This window comes from Reichenbachiella carrageenanivorans, assembly GCF_025639805.1.
Classification (GTDB): Bacteria; Bacteroidota; Bacteroidia; order Cytophagales; family Cyclobacteriaceae; genus Reichenbachiella; species Reichenbachiella carrageenanivorans.
In genome coordinates, this window is sequence record NZ_CP106735.1 from 3,569,243 (window position 1) to 3,594,824 (window position 25,582).

General features: G+C 40.0%; 20 protein-coding genes. 10 read left to right on the forward strand and 10 right to left on the reverse strand.

Annotated elements, in window-relative coordinates; translation table 11 throughout:
* Window positions 1-192: 192 nt before the first annotated feature.
* Window positions 193-2,091, reverse strand: a complete 1,899-nt coding sequence (gene serA / locus N7E81_RS14400) for a phosphoglycerate dehydrogenase (RefSeq protein WP_263050293.1) — start codon at window positions 2,089-2,091, stop codon at window positions 193-195.
* A 467-nt stretch (window positions 2,092-2,558) separates the two neighbouring features.
* On the opposite strand from serA, the gene N7E81_RS14405 reads away from it, so the two are divergent.
* Together N7E81_RS14405 and N7E81_RS14410 are read left to right on the forward strand one after the other, a co-directional pair.
* Entirely contained in the window at window positions 2,559-3,812 is a 1,254-nt protein-coding gene (locus N7E81_RS14405; RefSeq protein WP_263050294.1) for a cation:proton antiporter, read from the forward strand.
* A gap of 43 nt (window positions 3,813-3,855) precedes the next feature.
* On the forward strand, window positions 3,856-4,491 hold the full coding sequence (locus N7E81_RS14410) for a GOLPH3/VPS74 family protein (RefSeq protein WP_263050295.1): 636 nt from the start codon (window positions 3,856-3,858) through the stop codon (window positions 4,489-4,491).
* Window positions 4,492-4,524: 33 nt separating this feature from the next.
* On the opposite strand, the gene N7E81_RS14415 is transcribed toward N7E81_RS14410, so the two are convergent.
* The 3 genes from N7E81_RS14415 to N7E81_RS14425 all read right to left on the reverse strand — a co-directional run bounded on the left by N7E81_RS14415 (window position 4,525) and on the right by N7E81_RS14425 (window position 9,127).
* A complete protein-coding gene (locus N7E81_RS14415; RefSeq protein ID WP_263050296.1) occupies window positions 4,525-4,947 on the reverse strand; it encodes a hypothetical protein in 423 nt (140 codons plus the stop codon).
* 1 nt (window position 4,948) lies between these two features.
* Window positions 4,949-6,031: a potassium channel family protein gene (locus N7E81_RS14420; protein ID WP_263050297.1), complete on the reverse strand. Its 1,083-nt coding sequence runs from the start codon at window positions 6,029-6,031 to the stop codon at window positions 4,949-4,951.
* Between the two features lie 267 nt (window positions 6,032-6,298).
* The gene (locus N7E81_RS14425; RefSeq protein ID WP_263050298.1) at window positions 6,299-9,127 is read right to left on the reverse strand and encodes a response regulator; all 2,829 of its coding nucleotides are present in this window, start codon (window positions 9,125-9,127) and stop codon (window positions 6,299-6,301) included.
* A 464-nt stretch (window positions 9,128-9,591) separates the two neighbouring features.
* Between N7E81_RS14425 and N7E81_RS14430 the strand changes: the two genes are divergently transcribed.
* The 3 genes from N7E81_RS14430 (at window position 9,592) to N7E81_RS14440 (ending at window position 12,203) form a co-directional block, all read left to right on the forward strand.
* Window positions 9,592-11,016 (forward strand): thioredoxin-like domain-containing protein, encoded by a 1,425-nt coding sequence (locus tag N7E81_RS14430; protein WP_263050299.1) that lies wholly within the window; start codon window positions 9,592-9,594, stop codon window positions 11,014-11,016.
* A 105-nt stretch (window positions 11,017-11,121) separates the two neighbouring features.
* A complete protein-coding gene (locus tag N7E81_RS14435; protein ID WP_263050300.1) occupies window positions 11,122-11,595 on the forward strand; it encodes a hypothetical protein in 474 nt (157 codons plus the stop codon).
* A gap of 50 nt (window positions 11,596-11,645) precedes the next feature.
* Window positions 11,646-12,203 (forward strand): rhomboid family intramembrane serine protease, encoded by a 558-nt coding sequence (locus tag N7E81_RS14440; RefSeq protein WP_263050301.1) that lies wholly within the window; start codon window positions 11,646-11,648, stop codon window positions 12,201-12,203.
* On the opposite strand, the gene N7E81_RS14445 is transcribed toward N7E81_RS14440, so the two are convergent.
* From N7E81_RS14445 to N7E81_RS14470, 6 genes are read right to left on the reverse strand one after another with little or no spacing between them, the layout of a single operon-like run.
* On the reverse strand, window positions 12,204-13,019 hold the full coding sequence (locus N7E81_RS14445; protein WP_263050302.1) for an alpha/beta hydrolase: 816 nt from the start codon (window positions 13,017-13,019) through the stop codon (window positions 12,204-12,206). It lies immediately after the preceding gene.
* Window positions 13,020-13,073: 54 nt separating this feature from the next.
* The gene (locus tag N7E81_RS14450) at window positions 13,074-13,958 is read right to left on the reverse strand and encodes a metal ABC transporter permease (protein ID WP_263050303.1); all 885 of its coding nucleotides are present in this window, start codon (window positions 13,956-13,958) and stop codon (window positions 13,074-13,076) included.
* Window positions 13,958-15,262 carry a metal ABC transporter permease gene (locus tag N7E81_RS14455; protein ID WP_263050304.1) on the reverse strand — a complete coding sequence of 435 codons (1,305 nt, stop codon included), beginning with the start codon at window positions 15,260-15,262 and terminating at the stop codon, window positions 13,958-13,960. Before N7E81_RS14455 ends, N7E81_RS14450 begins: the two co-directional genes overlap by 1 nt.
* Before the next feature lie 5 nt (window positions 15,263-15,267).
* Entirely contained in the window at window positions 15,268-16,059 is a 792-nt protein-coding gene (locus tag N7E81_RS14460) for a metal ABC transporter ATP-binding protein (protein WP_263050305.1), read from the reverse strand.
* Window positions 16,056-16,976, reverse strand: a complete 921-nt coding sequence (locus tag N7E81_RS14465; RefSeq protein WP_263050306.1) for a metal ABC transporter solute-binding protein, Zn/Mn family — start codon at window positions 16,974-16,976, stop codon at window positions 16,056-16,058. Before N7E81_RS14465 ends, N7E81_RS14460 begins: the two co-directional genes overlap by 4 nt.
* On the reverse strand, window positions 16,973-17,629 hold the full coding sequence (locus N7E81_RS14470) for a metal-dependent transcriptional regulator (RefSeq protein ID WP_263050307.1): 657 nt from the start codon (window positions 17,627-17,629) through the stop codon (window positions 16,973-16,975). Before N7E81_RS14470 ends, N7E81_RS14465 begins: the two co-directional genes overlap by 4 nt.
* Before the next feature lie 221 nt (window positions 17,630-17,850).
* Between N7E81_RS14470 and N7E81_RS14475 the strand changes: the two genes are divergently transcribed.
* The 5 genes from N7E81_RS14475 to N7E81_RS14495 all read left to right on the forward strand — a co-directional run bounded on the left by N7E81_RS14475 (window position 17,851) and on the right by N7E81_RS14495 (window position 25,504).
* The gene (locus N7E81_RS14475) at window positions 17,851-19,029 is read left to right on the forward strand and encodes a DUF4856 domain-containing protein (protein WP_263050308.1); all 1,179 of its coding nucleotides are present in this window, start codon (window positions 17,851-17,853) and stop codon (window positions 19,027-19,029) included.
* A gap of 72 nt (window positions 19,030-19,101) precedes the next feature.
* A complete protein-coding gene (locus N7E81_RS14480) occupies window positions 19,102-20,211 on the forward strand; it encodes an imelysin family protein (protein WP_263050309.1) in 1,110 nt (369 codons plus the stop codon).
* Window positions 20,201-21,574 (forward strand): HTTM domain-containing protein, encoded by a 1,374-nt coding sequence (locus tag N7E81_RS14485; protein ID WP_263050310.1) that lies wholly within the window; start codon window positions 20,201-20,203, stop codon window positions 21,572-21,574. Before N7E81_RS14480 ends, N7E81_RS14485 begins: the two co-directional genes overlap by 11 nt.
* A complete protein-coding gene (locus tag N7E81_RS14490) occupies window positions 21,555-24,029 on the forward strand; it encodes a TonB-dependent receptor (protein ID WP_263050311.1) in 2,475 nt (824 codons plus the stop codon). The genes N7E81_RS14485 and N7E81_RS14490 overlap by 20 nt, the downstream gene beginning before the upstream one ends.
* A gap of 107 nt (window positions 24,030-24,136) precedes the next feature.
* Complete coding sequence (locus N7E81_RS14495; RefSeq protein WP_263050312.1) at window positions 24,137-25,504, forward strand: MATE family efflux transporter; 1,368 nt, start codon at window positions 24,137-24,139, stop codon at window positions 25,502-25,504.
* The last annotated feature ends 78 nt before the right edge of the window (window positions 25,505-25,582 follow it).

The window sequence follows — 25,582 nt, forward strand, 5'->3', positions numbered from 1 at the left end:
AAAAATGACCGAGTGATTTCTGTGGCTAGAGCAGGCCTCATTCCGGTTTCTGATCGGAACTCTTCGGAGATAACAGAGGAAGGTCGAATCATTTGAATAGCTCAAATCCTTACATTTATGGGTTTAATTTAAACCTTAAACTCAGAGATTTTATAAAAAGTCTCCTACTTTGGTAGGAGACTTTTTTCGTTTCTAATACAGTACACGGAAGCGGATAGTGCCTTCTATTTTCTTAAGGTCTGCTATAGCTTCTTTGCTGTAGTTTTTGCTAATGTCTGTAATCACATATCCTACTGTATCATTGGTTTTGAGGTATTGTCCCAAAACGTTGATGTCGTGCTTAGCTAATGTATTCGTGATTTTTGCCAATACACCTGGCTGGTTGTGATGCATGTGGATGAATCTATGCGCATCATGGAGGATGGGCAATGTTAGGTTAGGGAAGTTTACACTGTTGGTCGTGGTGCCCGTATTGATATAGTCAATAATTTTGGTCGGTACGAACTCAGCAATATTTTCCTGTGCTTCCAAAGTGCTTCCACCAATGTGAGGAGTCAGTATCACGTTAGGCAAACCTCTTAACTCTGATACAAACTCATGTGCATTGCTTAGTGGTTCTTCAGGGAATACATCAACAGATGTTCCTGCGATTTTACCACTTTCGATATTCTTTTTTAGTTCTTGAATATCTACTACATGTCCCCTTGATAGGTTCATGAAAATGACACCATCCTTCATATAGCCAAACTCTTTTTTGCCTATTATGTTCTTGTTGGTTTTTCGACCATCTACATGAAGAGAGATTACGTCTACCTTAGAAAGTAGCTCTTTGAGTGACTTGCATTTGGTGGCATTGCCAAGGGCTAGTTTTTCATCTAAATCATAATAGTAGACATTCATACCTAAGGCTTCCGCCAAAACAGAAAGCTGTTTACCTATGTTGCCATAGCCTATGATTCCTAATTTTTTGTTGCGGATTTCAAAACTGTTATTAGCAGATTTGTTCCATTTGCCTTGATGCATGGCAGCTATTTTGTCAGGCAGATTTCTAATAAGTAGAATCATCTCACTGATGGCCAGCTCTACTACTGATCGTGTATTACTAAATGGAGCATTGAAAACAGCTATACCTCTTTTGGTGCATTCGGCTAGATCTATTTGGTTGGTTCCAATACAGAAAGCACCTACAGCCATTAGGCGGTTAGCATGGTCTAGTACTTTTTTGGTTAATTGAGTTTTGGAGCGAATACCAATGATGGATACATCTTTGATTTTCTCACAAAGCTCATTTTCATCGATCCCCGCTGGGTATATTTCGACCTGATAACCTTCTTCTTCTACAATTTTCACCCCTTTCTCATGGATGTTTTCCAAAAGCAGGACTTTGATTCTGTTCTTAGGATATGATAGTGCTCCTTCCATTTTGTTATGATATAATATTTCGTCCAAAGAGGGTGCTACGTGGTCTGCATTTTTTACCACTTCTTCTCTTGAGACATTTTCAGTAAAGGCATAAAACCGGTTGGCTTTTCCTTCTTTTCTAATTTCGTAGTCGTTGTACCCATCGCCAATCACATGAATTTCGCCTTCTAGCTTGAGTGATTCTATTAAAGCTGGCTTGCCTTTGCTTTGCGAGAGGACATTAGTTTTGTCAAAGCCAATGATATTTCCTTCGTTATCCATGACGAAGGTATTGGCATGAACATTCTCTTCTTTTATTCCATATTTCTTTACAATAGGATAGATGAATTCTTTAAAACCATTGGACAATATGTAGACCTGATCCGCATGTTCTTCGAGAAATTTCTTATTTCTCTTGAATGATTTGGAAACTAATTTTTCTAACTCATCAATAAGGAGTGGGATATGCTCTTTTTTAGCATTCAATACACTGAGTCGCTGCTCTAGTGATTCCCTGAAAGAGAGGTTGCCACCCATAGCCAGATCTGTGACATCTGCTATTTTCTTTAGCCTTGCTTCTTTTTCAGGGTGATTTTTTAGCGATATCGCTCCTAATACATCCAGTGCTTCTACACTAGTGAATGTACTGTCAAAGTCAATCACAAAATTCTTTGTAACTGTTTCTGTCATGCTAACAATGTTCTTTAAACATGAATTTGTATTAACCTATAAATATCACCTTGGGTTGAGTGCTGCAAAATTATTTTTATATTCCTATAAATACGTACTTCAAGTAGATTTTATAATGTCCATCATGATATTTTAATCAAATAAGCAAAAAAGCCATGCTTCATTAGAAAATTTTAAATTTTATTCAATTTCACCAAATGTTATTCTTTCTAATGGCTATTTGTGAATGACTATCGCTCAATTCATAGATGCTGAAAAACATATGCAGGATACTAATTCTTAAAATTAAGGGCGTAGGAATGCTTTTAAGTACAAAAACTATAGTCTTTCATGAGAGGATAAATACATCCGACTGATAGTTTATTTGTTGTATATTGGTGATATTCTTAACAAATAGTATAATTGCACTATTGGAAGAAAATTGAAAGTGAAATAATTATAGCATCTAAAACTAAAACTTTGCTCCAATGGGTATTTTAGACCTTATTACTTTATTAATTTTTCTGGCTGCAGTATTTACACTTGTCAATATTACTTTTCTTCGTTTGCCATCCACCATTGGACTTATGGCCATTGCTTTGGCTGCATCTGTAGTAATTGTGATTTTAGGCTTGGCTGTGCCTGCCGTGATGAACGGCGCAAGTCATATCGTAGAAGAATTTGACTTTAAAGAAGTGTTGCTCAATGTCATGTTGAACTTCTTATTATTCGCTGGGGCACTCTCTGTGAATTTAAGTAAGCTCTTAGAAGAAAGGGCGCCTATTATTGTCTTGGCAACGATAGGTACGTTGATGTCTACTTTTATTGTAGGCTTTCTTATGCAGTATGGTTTTGCTTTTGTAGGTGCTGATGTGCCGATGATTTATTGCCTATTGTTTGGAGCCTTGATTTCTCCTACGGATCCTATTGCGGTATTGGCATTGACCAAAGAATTTGGTTTAAATAAGAACTTAGAAATAAAAATTGCAGGAGAATCTCTATTCAATGATGGTGTTGGAGTGGTGATTTTCTTAACCATATCAGGTATAGCCATGGGCGGAGACGCACATGGGGGTGGAGAGATCACAGCCATGAGTATTGGCGGTCTATTTGTGAAAGAGGTAGTAGGCGGGCTATTGCTTGGCGCTGGGTTTGGTTACATTGGCTTTAAGTTGCTCAACTATATAGACAATGATCATGTAGAACTAGAAGTACTTGTTACTTTAACGCTTGTCATGGTAGGAGGTCGTGTAGCAGAGCTGTTGCATGTGTCTGGCCCATTAGCCATGGTGGTTATGGGACTATTCATTGGTAATGAAGGAAGAAGCGAGCACCTAGCCAATGCCACTGGTGAATATGTGTTCAAATTTTGGCATTTGTTAGACGAAGCACTCAACGCCATATTGTTTATTTTGATAGGTCTAGAAGTTATTATTATTGCTCAAGATTTTCAAATGGAATTCTTAATGATTGCGCCTATTGCAATTATAATTGTATTGTTTGCAAGATTCCTCGGGGTCTCTATTCCTATTAAAATCATGGAAATGATGGGTAAGAAATTTGAAGATAAAACAATCATTATCTTGACGTGGGGCGGATTAAGAGGAGGAATTTCTGTAGCTTTGGCACTTTCGTTGTCGGATACGATACCTTATAAGGATATTATCTTGGCAGCTACATATGCAGTGGTGGTTTTCTCTATTCTAGTGCAGGGACTTACCATTAAGAGCATATTGAAATAATTAATAAGAAGAAACAAATTAGTAGTAAATAAATTACGGTTAGATGAAACTAAGTTTAGCAGAAGGATTGATGTTGATTGCGTTGGATGACGAAGAAGGAAGATTATTGTCAGCAGCAGAGCATTCAATTGATCATGGCCTGTTGTCCATTTTCATATTAGAGCTTTCATTAATAAAAAGAGTCGGGTTCGAAAACAACAAGATAGTTGTTAAAGACTCTACAGGTACGGGTAATAAAGTGCTTGATAATGTTTTAAAAGCGATTGGTGGCGGCGGAGATTCTGTGTCAAATACAGTTAAAAAAATTGCCCCTTCATTTGAGTCTGTTCAAGACGATGTAATAGAGCTTTTGGTTCAACGTGGGATATTGAAAGTAGAATCTACTAAGTTGCTTTGGATTCCTGTTTCAGAAAGAATGGATAATGCTAATTATGCTTTTGAACAGGAGATTAGAGATACTTTGAAAGCTGTTGTTCAGAAAGGTCAAAAAGCAACACCAGCCATAGTTATTTTGATGTCTATGATTTCTAATTGTAAAATATTGGAAGAAGTATTCAAGGAAAAAGATGAGCTAATAGATGCTGTGAAAGTGGCTAAAGACATCACTAATTCTGGGGTGGTGGATAAAGAAACTCAACTTGTATTGAACGATCTAAAAGAACATTTTTTGTCGTTGTAAGCAAATTAGAGATACAAAAAAAGGAGCTGATGATTATTCATCAGCTCCTTTTTTTTGTGTTGGAAGAAGACTTTGACTATTCTTTAGGTGGAATTCGAAAAGCTTATTTACACTAGCCTCAGATTCTTCAATAGATTGACCTGTCTTTGCTGCTAACGTTTCTACCTGAATATCTACTAAGGTCTTGAGGTATGCTTTGATAGTATCTAGGTTTCCTATTGTTTTGTTGGCTTTCATGGCCATAAAACCAAACCCTTCGTGAGGGTTGTTTCTGTCTCTTTCTAGGATATAATATTCATGGCCTTCAATGGTGACTTGATCAAAGTGATATTCGATGTCCTCATGAATTTCACTAAAATTAGGTCCATCTGAATAATTGACATCGCGATTTTCACAAGACAGCAAAGAGATCGTTAATAAACCTAGGATAGGTAGGATGTGGGTGTGTTTTGTCATATTATTTTTCTTTAAAATATCCTTCTTGGACATTAAATACTTTTTGGATCTCTTGAAAAGAACTGCCGTTGACTATAATGATCAAGTAATCGCCTAGTGAAATTGTGAATTTCTTTTCAGGATTTTTAATCAACTGCCTTTTGCCAGTTTTGTCCTTTTTACTCATACCTATCAGGATGCCATTGTAGGTCGATTTTATCAAACTGAATGTTTCGTGATAATCCTTGTTTAGATAGGGGTTGTCATAAGTGACTAGAAATTGTTTGATGTCATAGTCAGTAGGGGTATGAGCAAATGACATGATGTCTTCAGTGAATGCAGCCACATCTGGTTCAAACATGTAGCTTGCTAATATTTTAGATGAGATGTCATGAGGAGAGATGGCATTAGTCACACCAGCACTAATAAAAGTGTTTTTGAGGTTGGCATTTTCTAGTGTTACTACAAATTCAAGGTCTTCAAATACCTTTTTCATGTTTAAGATAAACACCAACTTTTCTGTGTCATCATCGAGGTTTACGAAGACAACAGTTGAATGCTCTATGTTTGCTTTTTTGAGCATTTCTGTGTTTTCAAAATCAGAATATAAGGTGAACACCATATTTGTGTCATATTTTTCATGGATATGTTCTATATGACTTTTTACGTTCGTAATAATAGCCACTCGCTTATTGGCTCCGATGAGTTGCTCTACGACTAGCTGACCAAATTCGCTCCAGCCGATCATGACCACATGTTGTTCAAACATGGTTCCGTTGTACCCTAGCATTTTGTTTTGTTTTAAAGTGGTAATAAGGTTTGTAATTTGTCCAATCAAAAGCCCATAGATCCCGACACTGAGCAGCACGAAAATGAACCCTATAAACCTACCGTATAAGGTGACAGGATAAATATCTCCATACCCTACAGTGGTGAGTGTAGCGATGGTAAACCACAAGGCTTGGTGGTAATCAGTAATACTTGATTGAGAGCTATCTTTTTCAAAATGAATGAGTAGGGTAACTAATACGTAAAATATCAATGTACCTAAGATTGACCCAATAATAAAGCGATTTACTCGTCTTTTTTCACTCGTGTTTAGCATTGATTAGCTATAAATTACAACTCAAATTCTGAAAAATGAAGTTATCCAAAATTGACTATCAAAAGAAATTTTGTAGTGATTATTATAATTAGATCGCAGGATTAATGTTTGCTTGAATTAGGCATAAAAAAAGCTCCAGAATTTCTTCTGGAGCCAGCAGCATTTTGAGAAAAATTAATTATGAAACTAAAGTAGGTTGTACCTGTTTCAAAATGCTGCCAACCTTCTTAAATATCTTGCCAATGGCCTTTTCCTTTCATTATAGGGCTATTTGTAGTCCATGGGACTTTTGCCAAACCTCTTTTTAAATTGAGTATTGAAATGACTCACGTTGTTCATGCCTATGGATTTGGCAACTTCAGATGCACTGCTTACATTCTTTTCTTTGAGTATCCTACTGGCATATTGCATACGTACTTCTTTGATAAACTCGAATGGAGTGCCATTGGTCATTTTCTTGATCATTCGGTAAAATTTCCGTTCACTTACAGCGATATGATCAGCCAAGTAGTGGATGGATAGAGTTGGGTCGTCTATTTTGTCAAGAACCAGTTGTTCTACTTTTTTCAAGAGAGATTGTTCTATCTCATCTAAGGTTTGTTGGTTGTTAATAAAAAGCGCCCCTTCGTTGTTATTGTTCCAAATTTCTTTCTTGTCCAATAAGTTTTCTATTCGTTGTAGCAGTTCATTTGGTTTAAAGGGTTTACACAAGAAATCATTGACCCCTTGTGACAAGACTTTAGTTTTATCTTCTTCTGATGTCCTAGCCGAAAGGACAAGGGCAGGGATTTTTTTAAGTTTATCACTTTCCTTCAGTTTTTCAAGTAATTCAAATCCGTCGAACCAAGGCATCATTAGATCTGTGATGATTAGGTCTACCGCTTCTTTGTCTAGTACTTTTAGTGCTCGCTGTCCATTGGGAGCTGTGAGCACGTGATATCGTGTCTCTACGATGGCTTGAATAAATTCTCGTACTTCTGGATGGTCTTCTACGATAAGTATTGTAGGTTTAGTGTTGCTGACCCGCCTGTTTAGATTAATCACTGGTTTTGAGTCTGACTCAGCTTCATCTAATTCTCTGAATAATCCACGAGTTTTGTCACTATATTCTAAATGAGGGAGTTGAGTGATTTGATCCTCATTTACCAGTTCTTGGTGTATCGTAATCATAAATTCAGAGCCTTCGCCTAATTTACTTTTCACTAGGATAGCAGCCTCGTGTTTGTTAATAATCTCTTTCACTAGCGCTAGCCCTATACCAAACCCTTCTTGAGTTTTAAAAGTAGTATCTGGTGATTGATAATAGCGCTCGAAAATATAGGGTAGGTTCTGTTCGGGGATTCCTTCTCCAGAATCAATCACAGAGACGATTAGATTCTCATCTTCTTTGTTCAACGCGACGGTTACAGAGTCATCCTTTTGTGTGTGTTTGAGTGCATTGGTGATCAAATTGAAAAGAACTTTTTCAAACTGAGTAGGATCTATATGTGCGATGGGCGCTCCCTCAAAAATAGATTTGGAGTAGGAGAGGTGTATGCCTTTGAGTTCAGCCATGGAGTCAAACATTTTTACAAATAGTTTGAGCATCTTGTCAAGGTCAATGTATTGTCTATGGATGACTAGTTTTCCATCTTCAAGTTTGATGAGTTCATTGATTTCGTTGGTGAGGTGAATGATTCTTTCACCATTCAACAATCCTGTTTTTAACTGACGCTCGGCTTTGTCGGTGAGTAGCATGTCTTCACTTTTTAGTACTTGCTCTATGCCTCCCATGATCAAAGTGAGTGGTGTCCGGAGGTCGTGCGAGATATTGGCAAAGAATCTAGATTTGGCTTCGTCGAGTTGTTTGAGACGATCAGATTGTAGCTGTATTTTGGCTGAGAGCTGCTTGTTGATTAGGTAACTTCTGTAGATGATTAAAGCGATAATCACGACAAGTAAAAGGCCGATACCAATACTGTAAAGTAAGATGTTTTGTGCTCGAATGGTTTCTTCGTTCACTTTCTTTTGCTCCTTGAGAAGTTCGTTTTCGTTGGCACGTTTCTCTGCCTCTAGCCTCATTTGTACCTTGTATTTATTACTTTCCTCTTGGCGTATTTCTATAGAGTCTTTGGCTTGTTGGAAGTTTTGATGGATATATACGGCTTCTTTATAGTTGCCCTGAGCGACCAGAGCATCGTACATGATTTCGGACATAGAAACCACGTGTCTTAAGTTGTTGGTGTTGTAGGCAGTAGGTAGGTGCTTTTCACAAAGAGAAATGGCTTGGTCGTAATTTTTTAATTGGATATTGATTAGAGCCAGTTGCTCAATGCAATCTAGTGCATGGTCTCTTGCGTTTATGGATCTATACCCAGCCAGTGCTGCTTCGTAATACGGGATGGCTTCAGCGTACCTTTCTTGAGTATACAAATTGAGCCCCATCGATCGTGTGGAGTAAAATTCTTCGTTTTTATTTCTTTGGGCGATAGCCAGACTTTTAGCACTATCCAGATACAAAGCTGCCTGATCATAATTCTCAAGCCTTATATTTATTCGGCCTAATTGGTTGTAGTTATAGGGGTAGGGGCTCAGTCCATGATCTAGGAATATATGATTTGATTCATCATAGCAACTAAGCGCACGCTCATAGTTTTTTAATTTAAAATAGATCAGTCCAATGTTACTGACAATCTTAGCGACCTCTTTATATCGCTTGTCCTTGTTATGGATTTGTTTGGCGGTGAAGTAGCAATCGAGTGCGATGTCGAAATCATCGAATCTATAATATGAATTAGCCAAGTAGGTATAGGTGTAGGCGAGTAATGTATCTGATTTGTTATATTTAGAAATAAAATCACGCGCTACTGATATAGACTCAATGTAGTTTCCTTTTTTGTATAGCTCCTTCATTTTTTTGTATAAAAAAGAAAAGTAACGGTCGCTATACATCTCTTCTCCAAGAAGCCCACCAGACTCCTCACTTAGTAGGTAGTAGGCTTTGTCTAGTTCGTTGGAATAGAGCAACGAGTCGAATGTTTGAATGAATTCTTCTGAGTGGTTTTCAGTTTCAGTTGAAGTGTGCTGAGCAAAACTTCTCAAAGTAAGTATCAACAACCCAAAGGTGATAAGAAGGCACTGATATGTTAGGTTTTTAATCAAACGATTTAAATAAATAATCTCTCAAAATGCTGCTAGGCTTGATTAATTGAAATGCTCTCCTCCTGGATCAGTAGGCGCATCGTCATCTTCATCATCCTTTGGCTTACGGCCACTCAACAGCCATTCTTCTTTAAGATTCATGATAAATTAGTTTTAGTTATTATTAATTTGAAATCCAAGGTAGCCAAACTTATCTATCTGGTCAAGAAGCGCTGATTTTCTTTTTGAAGAATATTATTCTGATTAAAAAATGGGGAGTTTATTGATGATTTCTCACCTCTATCCAAGAAGAATTTGACTTTCAAGAATGCTTCCGTTTGTTAGAATAGTGATTATCAAAAGTTAAAAATTCGTTAAAAATTTAAATGCTAGTGCCATTTTTGTTTGCTTTACGTTCTTTTAGAATTAATTCAAAATAGATGAATCATAGAATATCTCTACTTACATGGTTGGCCAGCTTTTTCGCTTTGGCTCCAGTGGCAGTAGCCCAACTATCAAATGATCAAAAAGAACCATATCGAATCGAAATATCTGTAGAAGGAGTGACTGATAGTGTTGCTTATCTGGGGTATTATCGAGGGGATAAACGGTATGTATTGGATACGACCTCGATCGACAATAAAGGATCGATGGTTTTTGAAGGAGAAAAGGTGATCAAAACGGGTGTCTACTTCCTATATACGGGCTCATATACCATGGAATTTCTTATAGATCGGTCTCTGAATTTTAGTCTAACTACTAAAAAGGAAACGACTTATCCTGATATGATTATTGAAAACGCGGAAGACAATGAGCAGTTTAGGGCCTTTCAGCTAATAATGATCGCACATCAGCAAAAGATGAAAGAGCTGATGTCGGTGTTGGATTCGATCAGCACGGCAGCTGATACCATTCGTGTGCGAGAGGATATGGCAAAGGCTACTGAGCTCAATCAATCAAAGAGAGACAGCTTGCTGGTAGCATTTGGAGATTCCTTTATGACCCAAATCTTAGTGATGATGAATAAATCAGCTGAGCTAAAGATTGACTCGCCAAACCCTACACTAGCACAGAAAAAAGCACAGTACAACTACTATAAAGACCACTTTTTTGATGGTTTGGATTTCGACTCAGAAGGGTTGATTCGAACTCCCAACTTTTACGGAAAAGTAAAAGAATACATAGATAGAGTCACCTTTCAGAACCCTGATTCTATCATTGCATCTATCGATGTAGTGCTTGATAAAGCTAAAAACAATCCAGAGCTATACCGGTATTGGATGGGGGTGTTCTTTCAAGAGTATCAAAACCCGAAAATCATGGGTATGGACAAAGTGTTTGTACATCTTTCGGACGAATACTACCTAAAAGGGAAAGTAGACTGGGCAGATAGTACGCTGCTGGCCGAACTCAAAAAGGAAATGACTTTTTTGCGCGAAAATCAGATTGGGATGAAAGCCCCTCAGATCTATCTAGTAGATACACTAGATCGGCGAACTACGTTATATGATATCCAGTCGGATTACTTGGTGCTTTATTTTTATGACCCAGACTGTGGACACTGCAAGAAAAAAACCCCTGTGCTGTTTGATTTGTACAAAAAAATGGAAGGAGATTTTGACGTGGCCGCTGTGACGGTAGGTACCGATATTGAAAAATGGAAAGAGTTCATCCAGAAATTTGGACTGGAAGGTTGGCTGAACCTAGGAGACCCTCACTACAAGAGTAACTTTAGAGTGCAGTACAACGTGAGAAGTACACCTCAGATTTATATACTGGATCGGAACAAGGAGATTATTGCTAAGAAACTAGACGTAGAACAAATCGAGGGTTTTATCAACGATAGAAAAAAGATGGATCAGTAAAAGTAATAGCTAGTACTGGTTTGCCATAATTACTTAGAAAATTTCCTGATTTAGATGAAATTAGTTTATTTTCGATTTTTTTAAACCAAAATAAATTTCAATCAGATGATTAGTGAATTCAACACGTTACGTGATGATGAAATAGAGGTGTTGCTGAAGGCTCCTGTCTTGGTATCCATTCTTATCGCCGGGGCCGATGACAATATTGATAAGTCTGAAATCCATCAAGCAGTGGAAATTGCGAATAACAAGCAATCAAGAGCCAGAGAACAACTCATGGAATATTACAAAGAAGTGGGTAAGGACTTTCAGCAGAAGTTTGAAACGATGGTCAATGAAATGCCTGATACAGCAGAGGGGAGAGCCGAAATCATTGGTAAAGAGCTCAGAAAACTTAACTTTATTTTGCCAAAGGTGGATCATAAATTTGCTGTAAAACTACATGCTAGTTTGAAGGATATGGCAAAGAAAATTGCAGAAGCTTCTGGCGGGATTTTAGGATATATGTCCGTGAGTTATGAAGAAGCCAAACTAATGGAACTCTCGATGATAGATGATCCTTCCGACTACGAAAACTAAAAAAAGGATAACCCCGCCAGTCGGGGTTTTTTTTGCTCCCTATACCACCTATGTATACCAGATACAGAGCCAGCATCATTTTTCCCTTGCGGTTGACATTTGTCATTTGGCTGGTATTTACCTTTCAATTTTACTCACATATCGATCTAGGTTTTTTAGGTGTGTATCCGCGTACGGTCAAAGGGCTGGTAGGCATACTGACCGCCCCGCTTATACATGGCAATACCCAACATATTCTTTCTAATACACTCCCTTTACTTTTTTTAGGAATTACCCTATTTGTGTTTTACAACCGAATAGCCCTTTGGGTGTTTATCAATTGCTATTTTCTGACTAGTATTTTAGTGTGGTTTTTTGGGCGTCCATTTTATCACATAGGAGCCAGTGGGGTTATTTATGGACTGGCTTTCTTCCTGATTTTTTTTGGGTTATTCCGAAAAGACTTTCGCTCATTAGCCATTTCGATAGTTGTGGTGATTTTATACGGTGGGCTGGTGTATGGCATGTTGCCTACTGGATCTAATATCTCTTGGGAATCGCATGCCTTTGGTGCCTTTGTGGGGATTGCACTGGCTTTTGTTTATCGCCATATGCGTAATCTGGACTAGTTACAAGCTTAGTACGAAGCCGTAAATTTGCCGTGCGTACTCAGATTCATTAATGGTAAAATTGTCCATTCTAGAAGCCAAATCAAACTGATACAGTTCTTTGAAGTCTAGCGTAGTAGCCTCGAGTAATAATTCCATATCTTCGGTACTATATAAGAAATTTTTAGAGCCATGCAAGAAAAGCAAACCACGTAGTTTTTCTCCAGGCTCTTTTTTTACAATATTGAGCGTATTGTAATCATTGTTTTCTATGCCTTCCGGCAATGTCATCACAGCGTTGATGTTTTTAAATTTAGTTTTTAAAGCGGTGAAATCCACAAATGGTTCGTCAGCAATGATTCCAGCTATGTCTTCTTTTTGATAACCTCTAGCTAAAGAGATGCCAGCTCCAATGCCCCACCCATAGGCTATGAGCTCATGATGAAAGGTCTGTTCGCAATAGTTGTATACTGCGTCAAAGTCGTCGTAAAACTCCTTGTAGATGTATTGATATTTATTGATTTTGAAATCACTGCTTTCGCCAAACCCTCGATAGTCATAGATCACTACACTAAAACCATAGTTAACCAATATTCTGACACGTTCTAGGTAATCCCCTATATTACCTACTCCATCATGACTCATTACCATCAGCTGGTCTCCAAGCTTGGATGGGAAGTACCATGCATTCAACTCCGCACCATTGGTAGAAGGTATGCGAAGCTTTTCATAGGTCATATGAAAATCATGAGGTGTCCGATCATAAGTGCGCTTAGGTGATAGAGCAAATGCAGAAGTAGAGAGAAGACATAATAGGAGTAGGTTTAATATTCGCATGCGTTAATTTTTCAATTTGGGATAAAGAAAACGTTTTTCGAGTGGAGAAAAAAATCAGATCTCAGTTTTCATCTCCTTGCTGCGCCATTTTTTGATCGCTAACCCTTCAGAAGGGGAAAACAAAAACGCAAGTAAAAATAACAGACCAGCTACCGTCGACATGGCACCTGCGATTGAACCATCCACCCATGCAGCCAAGTAATAACCCATTATAGACACGATAATACCCAAAACGGCCGTAATGAAAAGCATCTTAGGAAAACTCTCTGTGAGTAAATAGGCAGTAGCAGGAGGGGCGATCAAAAGTGCTACTACTAAGATAGCTCCTACAGACTCAAATGAAGCTACAGTAGTAAGAGACACAGCTGCCATTAATAAATAATGCCAAAGTACAGTGGATATACCAATGGCTGTAGCAAAAGCAGGGTCAAAAGTAGTGAGGTACAACTCTTTGTATCCGAGTATGATAAAGCTAAGAATGAGAAGTAACACAAAGCCAGAGACATACAATACACGAGGCCCCAAGATCGTTCCTGAGTCCGTGATCCAAAGATCGAGTGGTACATAAGCAATTTCTCCATGCAAAACACAATCTTGGTCTAAGTCTACCTCATTGGCATAGATGGAAATCAAAATCACACCCAAGGCAAAAAGCGAGGTGAAAGTGACCCCAATAGCAGCATCTGTCTGTAGGTTTCCTTTTTTATGGAAAAATTCGATGAGGACAGTCGTTAGGATGCCTATAATTCCAGCACCCAGTAGCATGATGACAGAATCTCGACTGCCACTAAATAGAAAAGCCAACACGATACCAGGTAGTACCGCATGAGAAATAGCATCTCCTACCATCGCCATCTTTCTGAGGATTAGAAAACACCCCAAAAGACCACAAGTAATAGCCACTAAAGAACCTGCAGATATGATATATAAGGCATCCATCAGTTATTGATTGGTTTGTGATAAGGTATAGTAGATTCGTGTGGATCGCTTGTAGGGTATTTCAGCAGGGCTTCCAACCTAGCTTCTAGTTCTGGTGTAAGAATATGCTCTATATTATCAGCATCTTCATGAACATGATCTGGCGCTATGCGCAAGTAGGTGGTGAGATATACCTCCCATAGCCTATGTAGTTTTACGATACGTTGTCCTTTTTTCTGCCCTTGGTCTGTAAGCTTCCACGTGTCTTGTTGTTTTTTTAAAAAACCTTGATAGGCTAGTGCATTCAATCCTGTAATCAAAGTTGGAGTTTTAATAGGGCGTTTGGCTTGGATTTGAGCAACGCTACGTTGCTCCTCAAAGTTCTGGTCTATTTCCCCTAATTGGTAAAATAGCTTTAGGATATTTTCATTTAATATGCGTTTCTTGATTTTAGTCTGACGAATCAGTTTGTAGAGTATTCCTTTTTCAGGAGCTACAAAAAAAGAGACTAAAGCAATCACAGATATCATCATAACGATCCATGGCCCAGTGGGCATCGATGGTGCCACATATGAAATGTAAGCACCACTCACTCCTGAAAAAGCTCCAAATATGGCAGCCAGTAGTAGCATGATACTGAGGCGATTCGTCCAAAATCGAGCAGCAGCGGCAGGAGTGATGAGCATCGCTGCCATAAGTACCACCCCCACAGCTTGTATGCCAGTTACCACAGCTAAGACCGTAAGTGTAGTCAGAACTAGTTCGAGCCGTTTTACTGGAAATCCAATCGATTTGGCATAGTCTTCGTCAAATGATATCAGAGCAAACTCTTTGTAAAAGAGAATCACACCGAGCAACAAGCTAATACTGATTACACTAAAAATCATTAAATCTTGACCTACCAAGGCAGCTGCTTTTCCAAAAAGGAAAGAATCTAGTCCTGTTTGTGCAGCATTACCCGAATGCTGAATCATCGTAAGCAATAAAATGCCTACACCAAAAAACACGGAAAGGATCAGGCCTATAGCTGTGTCTTCTTTAATTTTAGAATTACGGGTAATGGCATCAATCAATAGCAAAGACAGCCATCCTGTAATGAATGCGCCAATGATCAGATAGATAGGGTTTTTAGTGCCAGACAGTAAGAAAGCCAAACAGATACCTGGTAATACTGCATGCGCTACGGCATCGCCTACCAGTGCTTTTTTCTTGAGAAAGGTAAAGCATCCTACGAGCGCAGAGCTGATGGCTAAAAGCATAGAGCCGCCCGTGACATATCGAATGTTCGGGTTTTGAAAAGAGAAAAATGTAATCAAGTCTTCCATGTCGACTAGGTCAAATCTCGGGTTGGAAATTGCTGTTTCTTTAGTAGGTTGCCGACTTCAGAGAGTATACTTAGTTTGCCGCCATAAGTTTCTTGCAGTAGCTCTTGAGTGAAAGCTTGCTCTACAGGGCCTGAAGCTACCAATCGAGTATTGAGCTGTACTACCCAATCGAAATATTGAGCTACGGTTTGCAGATCGTGATGTACAACGATCACTGTTTTACCTTCTGCCGACATGGTTTTTAGGATATTGATAATGGCCTTCTCGGTAGCAGCATCTACACCGGCAAAAGGTTCGTCCATAAAATAGATTTCGGCATTTTGTGCCAGTGCACGAGCCAGAAAGACGCGTTGTTGTTGGCCGCCAGAGAGCTGGCTGATCTGCCGATTGGCAAACTGCTGCATGTTGACTTGCTCTAGGGCGTAGTCAGCTGCTTCATAGTCTGCTTTTCTTGGTCTTTTGAATAGCCCCAATTCAGCATATCTGCCCATGACTACCACATCGCGAACGGAGGCGGGGAAGTCCCAGTCTACAGATTCTTTTTGAGGGACGTAGCTTACTTGGTTTCGTACTTCAGCGATTGGCTTTTGCAGTAATTCTACCCAGCCACTACTCAGTGGTACAATTTCCATAATGGCTTTGATGAGTGTGGATTTTCCAGCACCATTAGGCCCTATAATCCCGACCAACGCACCTTTGGGTAGAGTAAGGTCTACACCCCACAAGACTGGTTTTCTGCTGTACGTTACCGTCAGGTCATGAATCTCTAATATCGGTTTCTCTACGTTTACTATCATTTGAGTGCACTTACTATAGTTTCCACATTGGTATGAACCATGCCAATATAGGTGCCTTCGAATTGACCAAAAGCCCCCATGGCATCTGAGTAGAGGCTGCCGCCAATTTGCACATCGTGCCCGTTTTGTTTACAGCCTTCTACTACTGCGTTAATGGCTTTTTTAGAAACAGAGGTTTCGATGAAGACTGCTTTGATTTTGTTTTCTACTATCATATTGACTAAGTCTGCGACATCCTTCAAACCAGGCTCAGATAGAGTAGAGATACCTTGCAATCCTTTGACCTCTATGTCGTAGGCTTCACCAAAATAGCCGAAAGCATCGTGTGCCGTGATGAGTATGCGTTGGTTTGGAGGGATTGTGGCAATACTGTTTTTTACGGCGAGGTGTAGAGAGTCTAATGATTTCAGGTATCGGAAAGCATTTTCATCATAAATAGGCTGATTAATACTGTCTAGTGATACTAGCGTGTGGTGAACTTGTGTCACTGCTTCTTTCCAGAGCGATACATCAAACCAAATGTGAGGGTCATAAGTGCCTGGGTATAATTCGCTAGAGCGAAACCGGTCTTTTTCGATGTGGCTAGATACTGCTTTTACAGCTTTGATTCGTCCTAGCTTTTCAAATACCTCACCCATTTTGCCCTCCAAGTGCAGGCCGTTGTAAAGAATAAGATCAGCGTCTTGGAGTTTTTTTAGATCTCCTTGTGTAGCCTTATACAAATGCGGATCTACGCCTGGCCCCATCAAGGCTTGTGCAACCACTTGATTTCCTCCTATATTGATCACAGCATCGTAGATCATGCCTGTAGTTGTTGCCACTTTTAGTTTACCATCTCTGGTTTTTTTGGTGTGTTCACAAGCGCCTAGTGCGATGAGTAGTACTGATCCTATGATAAAGAGTTTATTCATTTTCATTCTGTTACTAATAAGTTGTCTGCCACTTGCTTTGAAATAAATATGACTTGTTTGTCTGATAGCTCTATTTGCATTGAGCTGTCGAAGCTGTTTTTTTCTTTGACTATAACCTTGGTGCCAAGGGCTATTTTGATTTTGTCGAGGTGTAACAAGAATGCTGAATCCGAATCTTCTACACCAGTCACCAATACTGTTTTACCCTCTGTGATTTCTGATAAGGGTACTTTTTTACCAATCACGATTTCGCCTCGTTCGTCTGGAATAGGGTCACCATGTGGATCTACTCTCGGATAGCCCAAAAACTTGTCTAGCTTTTGAGTCAGAATAGGAGATTTGATATGTTCCAGTTGCTCTGCGATATCATGAACTTCGTCCCACTTGAATTGTAGCTTATCTACTAAGAACACTTCCCATAGTCGGTGCTTTCTTATGATCTGAAGTGCTTCCTTTTTACCTTTCGGTGAAACATTGACGCCTTTATATTTTTGATAATATATAAAGCCCTTTTCGGAAAGCTTTTTAATCATATCGCTTACAGAAGCAGGCTTGGTCTGTAATACTTCGGCTATGGCATTAGTCGAAACATCCGATTTATCAGCTTGTGATAAATGATAGATGGCTTTCAAATAGTTTTCTTCTGCGTGACTGAGCATGGATTCTAAATGTATTTATGCAAAAGAAAACAATTTTTAGGTCAATCTAAATATAAGTTTTGATTGATTTGAATAGGGTGATAGTTGTCAATCACTAGAAGTAGTGATTTTTTTGTATTATCTAGAGTTTGTCTAAATAATAATTGCCTCGATAAGGGAAGTAATTACTTTTGCATTATTATTTATAACCAGTCTTAATAAACATAATATATTTACGACTTATGAACTTCAACAAGTTATATATAGCCCTTCTTTTTGGTGCCACGGTTATGGCTTCTTCTTGTAGCGACGACGACAGTGACAATCTTCCTAGTGTAGATGCTCCAGATGCCTATGTATTTACTAGAAATGGCTCAAGCTCTGTTTCTTATGATGGCCAGACGACCAGAATAGCAATGACTCAAGAATTGGGTACTGCCATCAAAGACGAAACTAAAACGAAAGAAGAATTGCTAGCCATGTTTGCACATGAAGCAGGCGATGCAGATTTTACTGATACGGACTTGAACGCATCAGACAAAAACATAAGAAGCAAAGTAGCTGCTTCGGCCGACCTATTCGCTAGCAATACCACTGATGCTACAGCGATCAAGTCGCAGCTAGATACTTGGATCGAAAAACAAGAGGAAGAAGTGTTTCCAAGATGGAATGAAGAAGCATCAGCAGGTGAAGCAGGACAGCTCGTGGATGGCGGGTCTGCTAGATATGTAAGTGCTGATGGGTTGGAATACAACCAGTTGCTTGCTAAATCATTAATAGGTGCTTTGTTTGCTGATCAGGTGATCAATAACTATCTAAGTACTGCTGTACTAGATGCAGGAACCAACCAAGAAGACAATGATGCTGACGTAGTAGAAGAAGGTGAAAACTACACGTCTATGGAGCACAAGTGGGACGAAGCCTATGGTTATGTATATGGTGCAGCAGAAGGCAAAAGCTACTTGCTAAGTTATATCGATCAGGTAGCAGAAAATGAGAACTACGCAACGATAGCCACTGACATCGAACAAGCTTTTATTCTCGGAAGAGCAGCTATCGTAGCCAAAAACTATACGGTAAGAGATGCGCAAGCAGAAATCATCAGAGAAAAAGTATCTCAAGTCATTGCAATCAGAGGTGTACATTACCTACAAGCTGGCAAATCACTACTAGCTGCAAAAGACTTTGGAGGCGCATTTCATGACTTGTCAGAAGGCTTGGGTTTTGTGTACAGCTTACAGTTTACCAGAAAACCAAACACTACGGAAGCGTATTTTACTAAAGCTGAAGTGGATGGATTTTTTGACGACATCCTAGCCAATGAGCATGGCCTATGGAACGCCTCAGCGACTACGCTCGATGAGGTGTCGCAGGAGATCGTGGATGCACTAGGACTTACTTTGGCAGAAGCCGCTGAGTAAGCATAGAAATAAATTTAAAATAAGAAGTGAGATCGTTTTGATAAGCGATCTCATTTTGCTGTATTGAAGAATATGTATCGATTTTTTTTCCTTCTTTTGGCTGTAGCCGTTTTCTCTTGCGAATCTGCAAGTAATGAATCTTCTGATGACAACTTTGATCGCAGCGCAATGCTTGCCAGCTGGGCCGATCACATCATTATCCCAGCTTATCAGCACTACGAAAAGGAAATGGATGCCTTGGTGGATCAATCCAAAACATTCACGGCGGATGCAAACACCAACAATCTGGCGACTCTAAGAGCACAGTGGGAAAAGGCTTATCTCGCTTGGCAGTGGGTAGAAATGTTCGAGATTGGTAAAGCAGAAGCCCTCTATCTACAGAGTTATACCAATTGGTTTCCCACCAAAACGGACCAAATAGACAACAATATATCTACTGGCAGTTACAATCTAGCATTGGCATCCAAGCGACAGGAGCAGGGCTTTCCCGCGATCGATTATATGATCAATGGACTAGGGGGCACGGATGCAGACATCCTTGCAGCCTATACCGATGCTACTACAGGAGCAGCTACCAAAAAATACCTAACGGATCTAACCGCAAGATTACAGACGTTGACCTCCGAAGTAGTTGCCGATTGGGAAAATGGCTACAGAGATACTTTCGTAAACAACGACGGGTCTAGCGCTACAGGTGCGGTAAACAAAGTGGCAAACGACTACATATTCTATTTCGAAAAACAACTAAGAGCCAATAAGATTGGTATTCCTGCAGGCGTATTCGACACACAAGGCGATACATACTCTGAGGCTGTAGAGGCATACTTTGCCAAGGATATAAGTAAGGTGCTGTATGAGGAAGGGCTGGCAGCCAGTGAGACATTTTTTAATGGTCAGTATTTTGGAGGTACTGAAAAAGGGGCAAGTTTTGCTAGCTATTTGGACTACATCCGAACATTGAATGGAGGGGATGATATTACTAAAATGATTAATGATCAGTTTACGAAGATAGAAACTACCAGCCAACCACTTGCCAATGATTTTGCCGACCAAGTGGAGACAAACAATACATTGATGCTGCAGACTTATGATGAGCTGCAAAAAAATGTAGTCTATTTCAAGGTAGATATGTTGCAAGCCCTAGACATTAGTGTGGACTATGTAGATGCGGATGGCGATTGATACGAAGATATCATATTGGACACAAACGACTCAGGCCGCACCACTAGCGGTCTTTCGTGTTTTATTTGGGTTGCTCATGTGTGTGAGCATGATTCGTTTCTGGTGGAATGGCTGGATAGAAAAACTTTACCTCCAACCTCAATTTTTCTTCTCATATTATGGGTTCGAATGGGTCAAGCCATTAGGAGCATATACCTATCTCATATTTCTAATTTGTGGGATTTCAGCCTTTTTCGTTGCTTTAGGTTATAAATATCGCATAGCGATAGTCGTCTTCTTTTTGAGCTTCACTTATATCGAGCTCATGGACAAGACGACCTATCTCAACCATTACTATTTTGTGAGTCTGGTGAGTTTTCTACTCATCTTTCTCCCTGCTCAGGTTACCGCATCGATAGATGCCGTAAAGCATCCCCAATTGGCCTACAGTCATGTTCCACGCTGGACGATCGATTCACTCAAGCTCATGATGGGTATTGTCTATTTTTATGCTGGCTTGGCCAAACTCAATTCGGATTGGCTCTTAAATGCTATGCCTCTTAAAATTTGGTTGCCAGGTAGTTATGATTTGCCTTTACTGGGCTACTGGCTTCAGCAGACGTGGGTACATTATGCCATGAGTTGGGTCGGAGTACTTTATGATCTGAGTGTGCCCTTTTTGTTGCTTTTTGCACCCACTAGATGGCTAGGCTATGCTTTAGTGGTGGTGTTTCACTTGCTCACGCGATTGTTGTTTCCTATTGGTATGTTTCCCTACCTGATGATCGCTTGTACCCTCATTTTTTTTTCGCCACAGCTGCACGAACGCTTGTTGGCATGGGGCGGACATTGGCTACATTGGCTCAAACCAAATACGGAATCAAACCGAATATGGGCATTAGATCAGAATTCTTTCTGGCTAAAAGTAAAAGTGAATCTTGTAATCGTTTTCTTTGCGCTCCAATTGACGATCCCTTTCAGGTATCTGTGCTATCCTGGAGAATTATTTTGGACAGAGGAAGGCTTTCGGTTTTCTTGGCGTGTGATGCTGATGGAAAAAGCAGGTGCTACCAATTTTAAAATTGTGAACAGAGATACAGGACATCGGTTTTATGTAGACAATCAGGAGTTTTTATCTCCTTTTCAGGAAAAACAGATGTCATTTCAGCCTGATTTTATTTTGGAGTATGCCCATTTTTTAAAAGCATATTTCGAAGCAAAAGGGATTGAAAATGTAGAAGTATATGCCGAGAGTTTTGTGGCACTCAATGGCAGAAAAAGTCAGCCCTATATTGATCCTACAGTCGATTTAGGAAGGGAAAAAGAATCATTTAGATCTAAGCATTGGATTTTACCATTCGGAGATGAAATTAAAGGTTTGTAGTATCATAGGTGTTTGTATGTTGTGGACTCAGGTAGCTTGGGCACAACATAGCCTGAGTGGTCGGGTGATAGATGCCGCGACTCAGAAAGGTATTGCCACCACACAAGTCTATATTCAAGAAACCAATCAACTCTTCGAAACCGATAAAACAGGTACATTCCAATTCAAGAATTTACCGAAAGGTACATACACTATTGTCATTTTTTCTTACCAGTACAAAACCCAAACGGTATCTGTAGACCTTGATGAAAATGAGGTGGTTAATTTCGAGTTGAATGAATTGAGTACGGAACTTTCTGAAGTAGTTATCAATCAAAAGAAAGAGGAGATATTTGGACTCAAAAGACTGCAGCCAGTAGAAGGAACAGCAATCTATGCAGGTAAAAAAACAGAGGTCATTCTACTAGATCAGATGGTGGGCAATCGCGCCAGCAACAATGCCCGACAGGTCTATGCACAAGTAGTAGGTCTCAACATCTATGAAAGCAATGATGGAGGCCTGCAGTTGAGCATTGGTGGTAGAGGGTTAGACCCCAATCGAACCTCAAATTTTAATACGAGACAGAATGGCTACGATATTAGTGCAGATGTGCTGGGCTATCCAGAAAGCTACTACACGCCCCCAATAGAAGGATTAGAAGAGATAGAAGTAATTCGTGGAGCAGCATCGCTGCAATATGGCACACAGTTCGGCGGGTTGATCAACTTCAAAATGAAGAAGCCCGTAGCAGATAAGAAAATCGAATTGGAAACCAGACAAACACTAGGTTCTTTTGGCCTGTTTACCAGTTTCAACAGTCTAAGTGGTACGATAGGTAAGTTTAGCTATTATACTTTTTTTAATTACAAAAAAGGGGATGGCTATCGTCCTAATGCTGGCTTTGACTCCAAAAATCTCTTTACCAATTTTAGATATGCTTTTAGTGATGAAACTAGCTTGTCAGTAGACTTTACCTATCTCAAATACCTGGCTCAGCAAGCAGGAGGGCTCACGGATACGCAGTTTGAAGCAGATGCCCGTTTTAGCAATAGATCTCGTAATTGGTTTGCAGTGGATTGGAAGCTCTATTCCATTAGACTCGATCATAAAGTGTCGAACCGGACAGACTTTAGTTTGAACGTATTTGGACTCAATGCTTCGCGCAATGCACTAGGTTTTAGAGGCATTCCTGGCGTAGATGGATTGAATAGAAATCCCGTGAATGAACCCGACGAGTATTATAACGGGCAATACACCTATCCTAGAGATTTGATCAAAGGTAATTTTAAGAATTGGGGAGTAGAAGCCCGTTTGCTTACCAGATATAGCTTGTTCAATAAAGATGCGGTCTTTTTGATCGGATCGAAATATTATAAAGCAGAAAACACTTCGGTGCAAGGCCCTGGTTCATATGGCTCTGATGCAGATTTCAGCTTTGATCCTAACAATCAGACTTATTCAAACGTGTCGGACTTTACCTTCCCCAATCAAAATATAGCGTTCTTCGCCGAAAATATCTTTTACCTCAATGACCACCTCTCCGTGACGCCTGGTGTCAGGTTTGAGCACATCAAAACAGAAAGTGATGGTACGTATCGCTATTTCCCCAATCCATCAGATGATACGAGTTATGAAGAAAAACAAGACCTACAAACACTGCCACGTACGTTTGTACTCATGGGAGTAGGCTTGAGCAACGAGTTTAAACCCAATTTGGAGTTGTATTGGAACTTCTCTCAGAACTACCGATCGGTGACCTTTAGTGATATCCGCACGGTGAATCCTTCCTTCATCATAGATGAAAACATAAAGGATGAAAATGGGTACACCAGCGACATTGGATTGCGAGGCAAATGGAAAAAGTATATCTCCTATGATGTGGGAGCTTATGCTATGATGTATCGAGATCGTATTGGAATCATATTCGACGATCGTGCTAATCGGGTGAGAACCAATATCGGCGATGCATTGATCTATGGTTTTGAGTTTTTCGCAGATTGGAACCTTCTAGAAACCCTACAGGTGAGAAATCCAAACCTGAAGCTGCGGTGGTTTGTCAACGCTGCTTTTACGGGCTCACAGTATATGAATGCCATCGAGGGCAACAATGGTGTAAACGGGAAGAAGGTAGAGTTTATACCAGGTGTAAATATCAAAACGGGATTGAATATGGGATACAAAAACCTACTGGCTAGTTTGCAGTTGACCCAAATGACCAAGCAATACACCGATGCACAAAATTCGCCTGTAGCCGAATCTGGTAGTGCTAGAGAAGGGGTGATCGGGGAGATTCCTGCCTATCATATTTTGGATTTTTCTATATCCTATGCCTACAAGGTATTCAAACTAGAAACTGGTGCAAACAATCTGGCCAACAATAGCTACTTCACCCGAAGAGCTACGGGCTATCCTGGGCCTGGTATTATCCCCTCAGATGGTAGGAGTTTTTATGTGACACTGGGCGCTAAATTTTGAGTTTTCTCCTAGTGAGCGGAGTAAGGTCGACTAATACTCTATATTTAATTTTTAATCAGTCGGGACAATCACCTCAAAGAATTGAGACTTAGTATTTTTAATATTCCATGCAACCCATTCCATCACATACAGAAGGTAGTATTCTAAAATCCTTGGTCAGAATGGCTTTCCCCATCATCATGGCCAACATCCTGCAAACCATGTATCAAATGATTGATACATTTTGGTTAGGACGACTGGGTGCCAATGCAGTAGCTAGTGTGAGTTTGAGTTTTCCTATACTGTTTTTGGTGCTTTCACTAGGGGGTGGACTCACCTTGGCAGGCACAGTGATGGTATCGCAGTACAAAGGAGGCGGCAATCAGCGGATGGTCAACTATAGCTCTTCTCAGACCGTTATGGTCATTTTTCTGCTTTCCATTATATTGGCTTTTGTGGGCTATTATGCTGCACGACCTTTGATGCAGCTGGTAGGTGCTGGGCCAGAAGTACTAGAAGACTCGGTCACTTATTTTCAAGTTTCTTCTTGGGGCTTCATTTTTCTTTTTATGTTTTTTGTTTTTCAATCGCTTATGCGCGGTATTGGCGATGTGATTATGCCCATGTATATCGTGCTGGCTACGGTTTTGCTCAACCTGATTTTGGATCCGCTGTTTATTTTCGGATACGGTGCTATACCAGGGTATGGAGTAGCAGGCGCAGCTATGGCAAGTATAGCGACACAGGGCTTGTCCGCCTTGGCTGGAATGATTATACTATTTAGCGGCAAGCGAGGGATCACCGTTAGCTTTTCGCAAATGAAGTGGGACTTTTCATGGGTTAAGCGCCTATTTGCCATGGGTATACCTTCGAGCTTAGACCAATCCAGCCGAGCAGGAGCCATGACGATCATGATCATGCTCGTGACACACTATAGCAACGACGTAGTAGCGGCCTATGGGGTAGGCGCAAGGATTTTAAGTTTGGTCATTGTACCAGCCTTGGGGTTTTCTATTGCCACCACGAGTTTGGTGGGTCAGAATTTTGGGGCAGGTAAGATCGAACGTGCCGAAAAGGTGGGTAATCTCAGCAGTCTGATTGCTCTAGTAGGGCTGTCGTTTGTAGGCATGGTGCTGTATCTTTTTGCAGAACCCATCACCGCCTTTTTTATTCCCAACGATCCTGAAGTAATCCGTGATGGTGCCGTGTTTATCAAAATCATGGCACCTTCTTTTGGTCTGCTTGGCGTGCAGCAAGTGCTCAGTGGTGTGTTCAATGGCGTAGGGCTCACTAAAGTATCCATGCTCATTTCCGTATTTGCACTCTGGGTCATTCGGTTTCCCGTCGCTTTTATGTTGTCCAATAAGACGCCGCTGGACTATGAAGGCATTTGGTGGGCATTTCCCGTGTCCAATGCTTTAGCGGCAGTAGTGGCCTTCGCTTATTATAAAACTGGATCATGGAAGCTTGGAGATAAGCAGATACCAGCCATTTAAGTTTGTAGTTCTATCATCATTTCAAATGGTCATAAAAAAACAATTTGCAGCCCTAGTGTTATCTACTTACATTTATCT

Excerpts from the sequence above, each read along its gene's own strand:
- N7E81_RS14480 (WP_263050309.1), top strand. The coding sequence starts at position 19,102 with ATGTATCGATTTTTTTTCCTTCTTTTGGCTGTAGCCGTTTTCTCTTGC.
- N7E81_RS14455 (WP_263050304.1), bottom strand. The coding sequence starts at position 15,262 with ATGGAAGACTTGATTACATTTTTCTCTTTTCAAAACCCGAACATTCGA.
- N7E81_RS14440 (WP_263050301.1), top strand. The coding sequence starts at position 11,646 with ATGTATACCAGATACAGAGCCAGCATCATTTTTCCCTTGCGGTTGACA.
- N7E81_RS14450 (WP_263050303.1), bottom strand. The coding sequence starts at position 13,958 with ATGGATGCCTTATATATCATATCTGCAGGTTCTTTAGTGGCTATTACT.
- N7E81_RS14420 (WP_263050297.1), bottom strand. The coding sequence starts at position 6,031 with ATGCTAAACACGAGTGAAAAAAGACGAGTAAATCGCTTTATTATTGGG.
- N7E81_RS14470 (WP_263050307.1), bottom strand. The coding sequence starts at position 17,629 with ATGCTCAGTCACGCAGAAGAAAACTATTTGAAAGCCATCTATCATTTA.
- serA (WP_263050293.1), bottom strand. The coding sequence starts at position 2,091 with ATGACAGAAACAGTTACAAAGAATTTTGTGATTGACTTTGACAGTACA.
- N7E81_RS14465 (WP_263050306.1), bottom strand. The coding sequence starts at position 16,976 with ATGAAAATGAATAAACTCTTTATCATAGGATCAGTACTACTCATCGCA.
- N7E81_RS14410 (WP_263050295.1), top strand. The coding sequence starts at position 3,856 with ATGAAACTAAGTTTAGCAGAAGGATTGATGTTGATTGCGTTGGATGAC.
- N7E81_RS14485 (WP_263050310.1), top strand. The coding sequence starts at position 20,201 with ATGGCGATTGATACGAAGATATCATATTGGACACAAACGACTCAGGCC.
- N7E81_RS14405 (WP_263050294.1), top strand. The coding sequence starts at position 2,559 with ATGGGTATTTTAGACCTTATTACTTTATTAATTTTTCTGGCTGCAGTA.
- N7E81_RS14435 (WP_263050300.1), top strand. The coding sequence starts at position 11,122 with ATGATTAGTGAATTCAACACGTTACGTGATGATGAAATAGAGGTGTTG.
- N7E81_RS14490 (WP_263050311.1), top strand. The coding sequence starts at position 21,555 with ATGAAATTAAAGGTTTGTAGTATCATAGGTGTTTGTATGTTGTGGACT.
- N7E81_RS14495 (WP_263050312.1), top strand. The coding sequence starts at position 24,137 with ATGCAACCCATTCCATCACATACAGAAGGTAGTATTCTAAAATCCTTG.
- N7E81_RS14445 (WP_263050302.1), bottom strand. The coding sequence starts at position 13,019 with ATGCGAATATTAAACCTACTCCTATTATGTCTTCTCTCTACTTCTGCA.
- N7E81_RS14415 (WP_263050296.1), bottom strand. The coding sequence starts at position 4,947 with ATGACAAAACACACCCACATCCTACCTATCCTAGGTTTATTAACGATC.
- N7E81_RS14430 (WP_263050299.1), top strand. The coding sequence starts at position 9,592 with ATGAATCATAGAATATCTCTACTTACATGGTTGGCCAGCTTTTTCGCT.
- N7E81_RS14475 (WP_263050308.1), top strand. The coding sequence starts at position 17,851 with ATGAACTTCAACAAGTTATATATAGCCCTTCTTTTTGGTGCCACGGTT.
- N7E81_RS14460 (WP_263050305.1), bottom strand. The coding sequence starts at position 16,059 with ATGATAGTAAACGTAGAGAAACCGATATTAGAGATTCATGACCTGACG.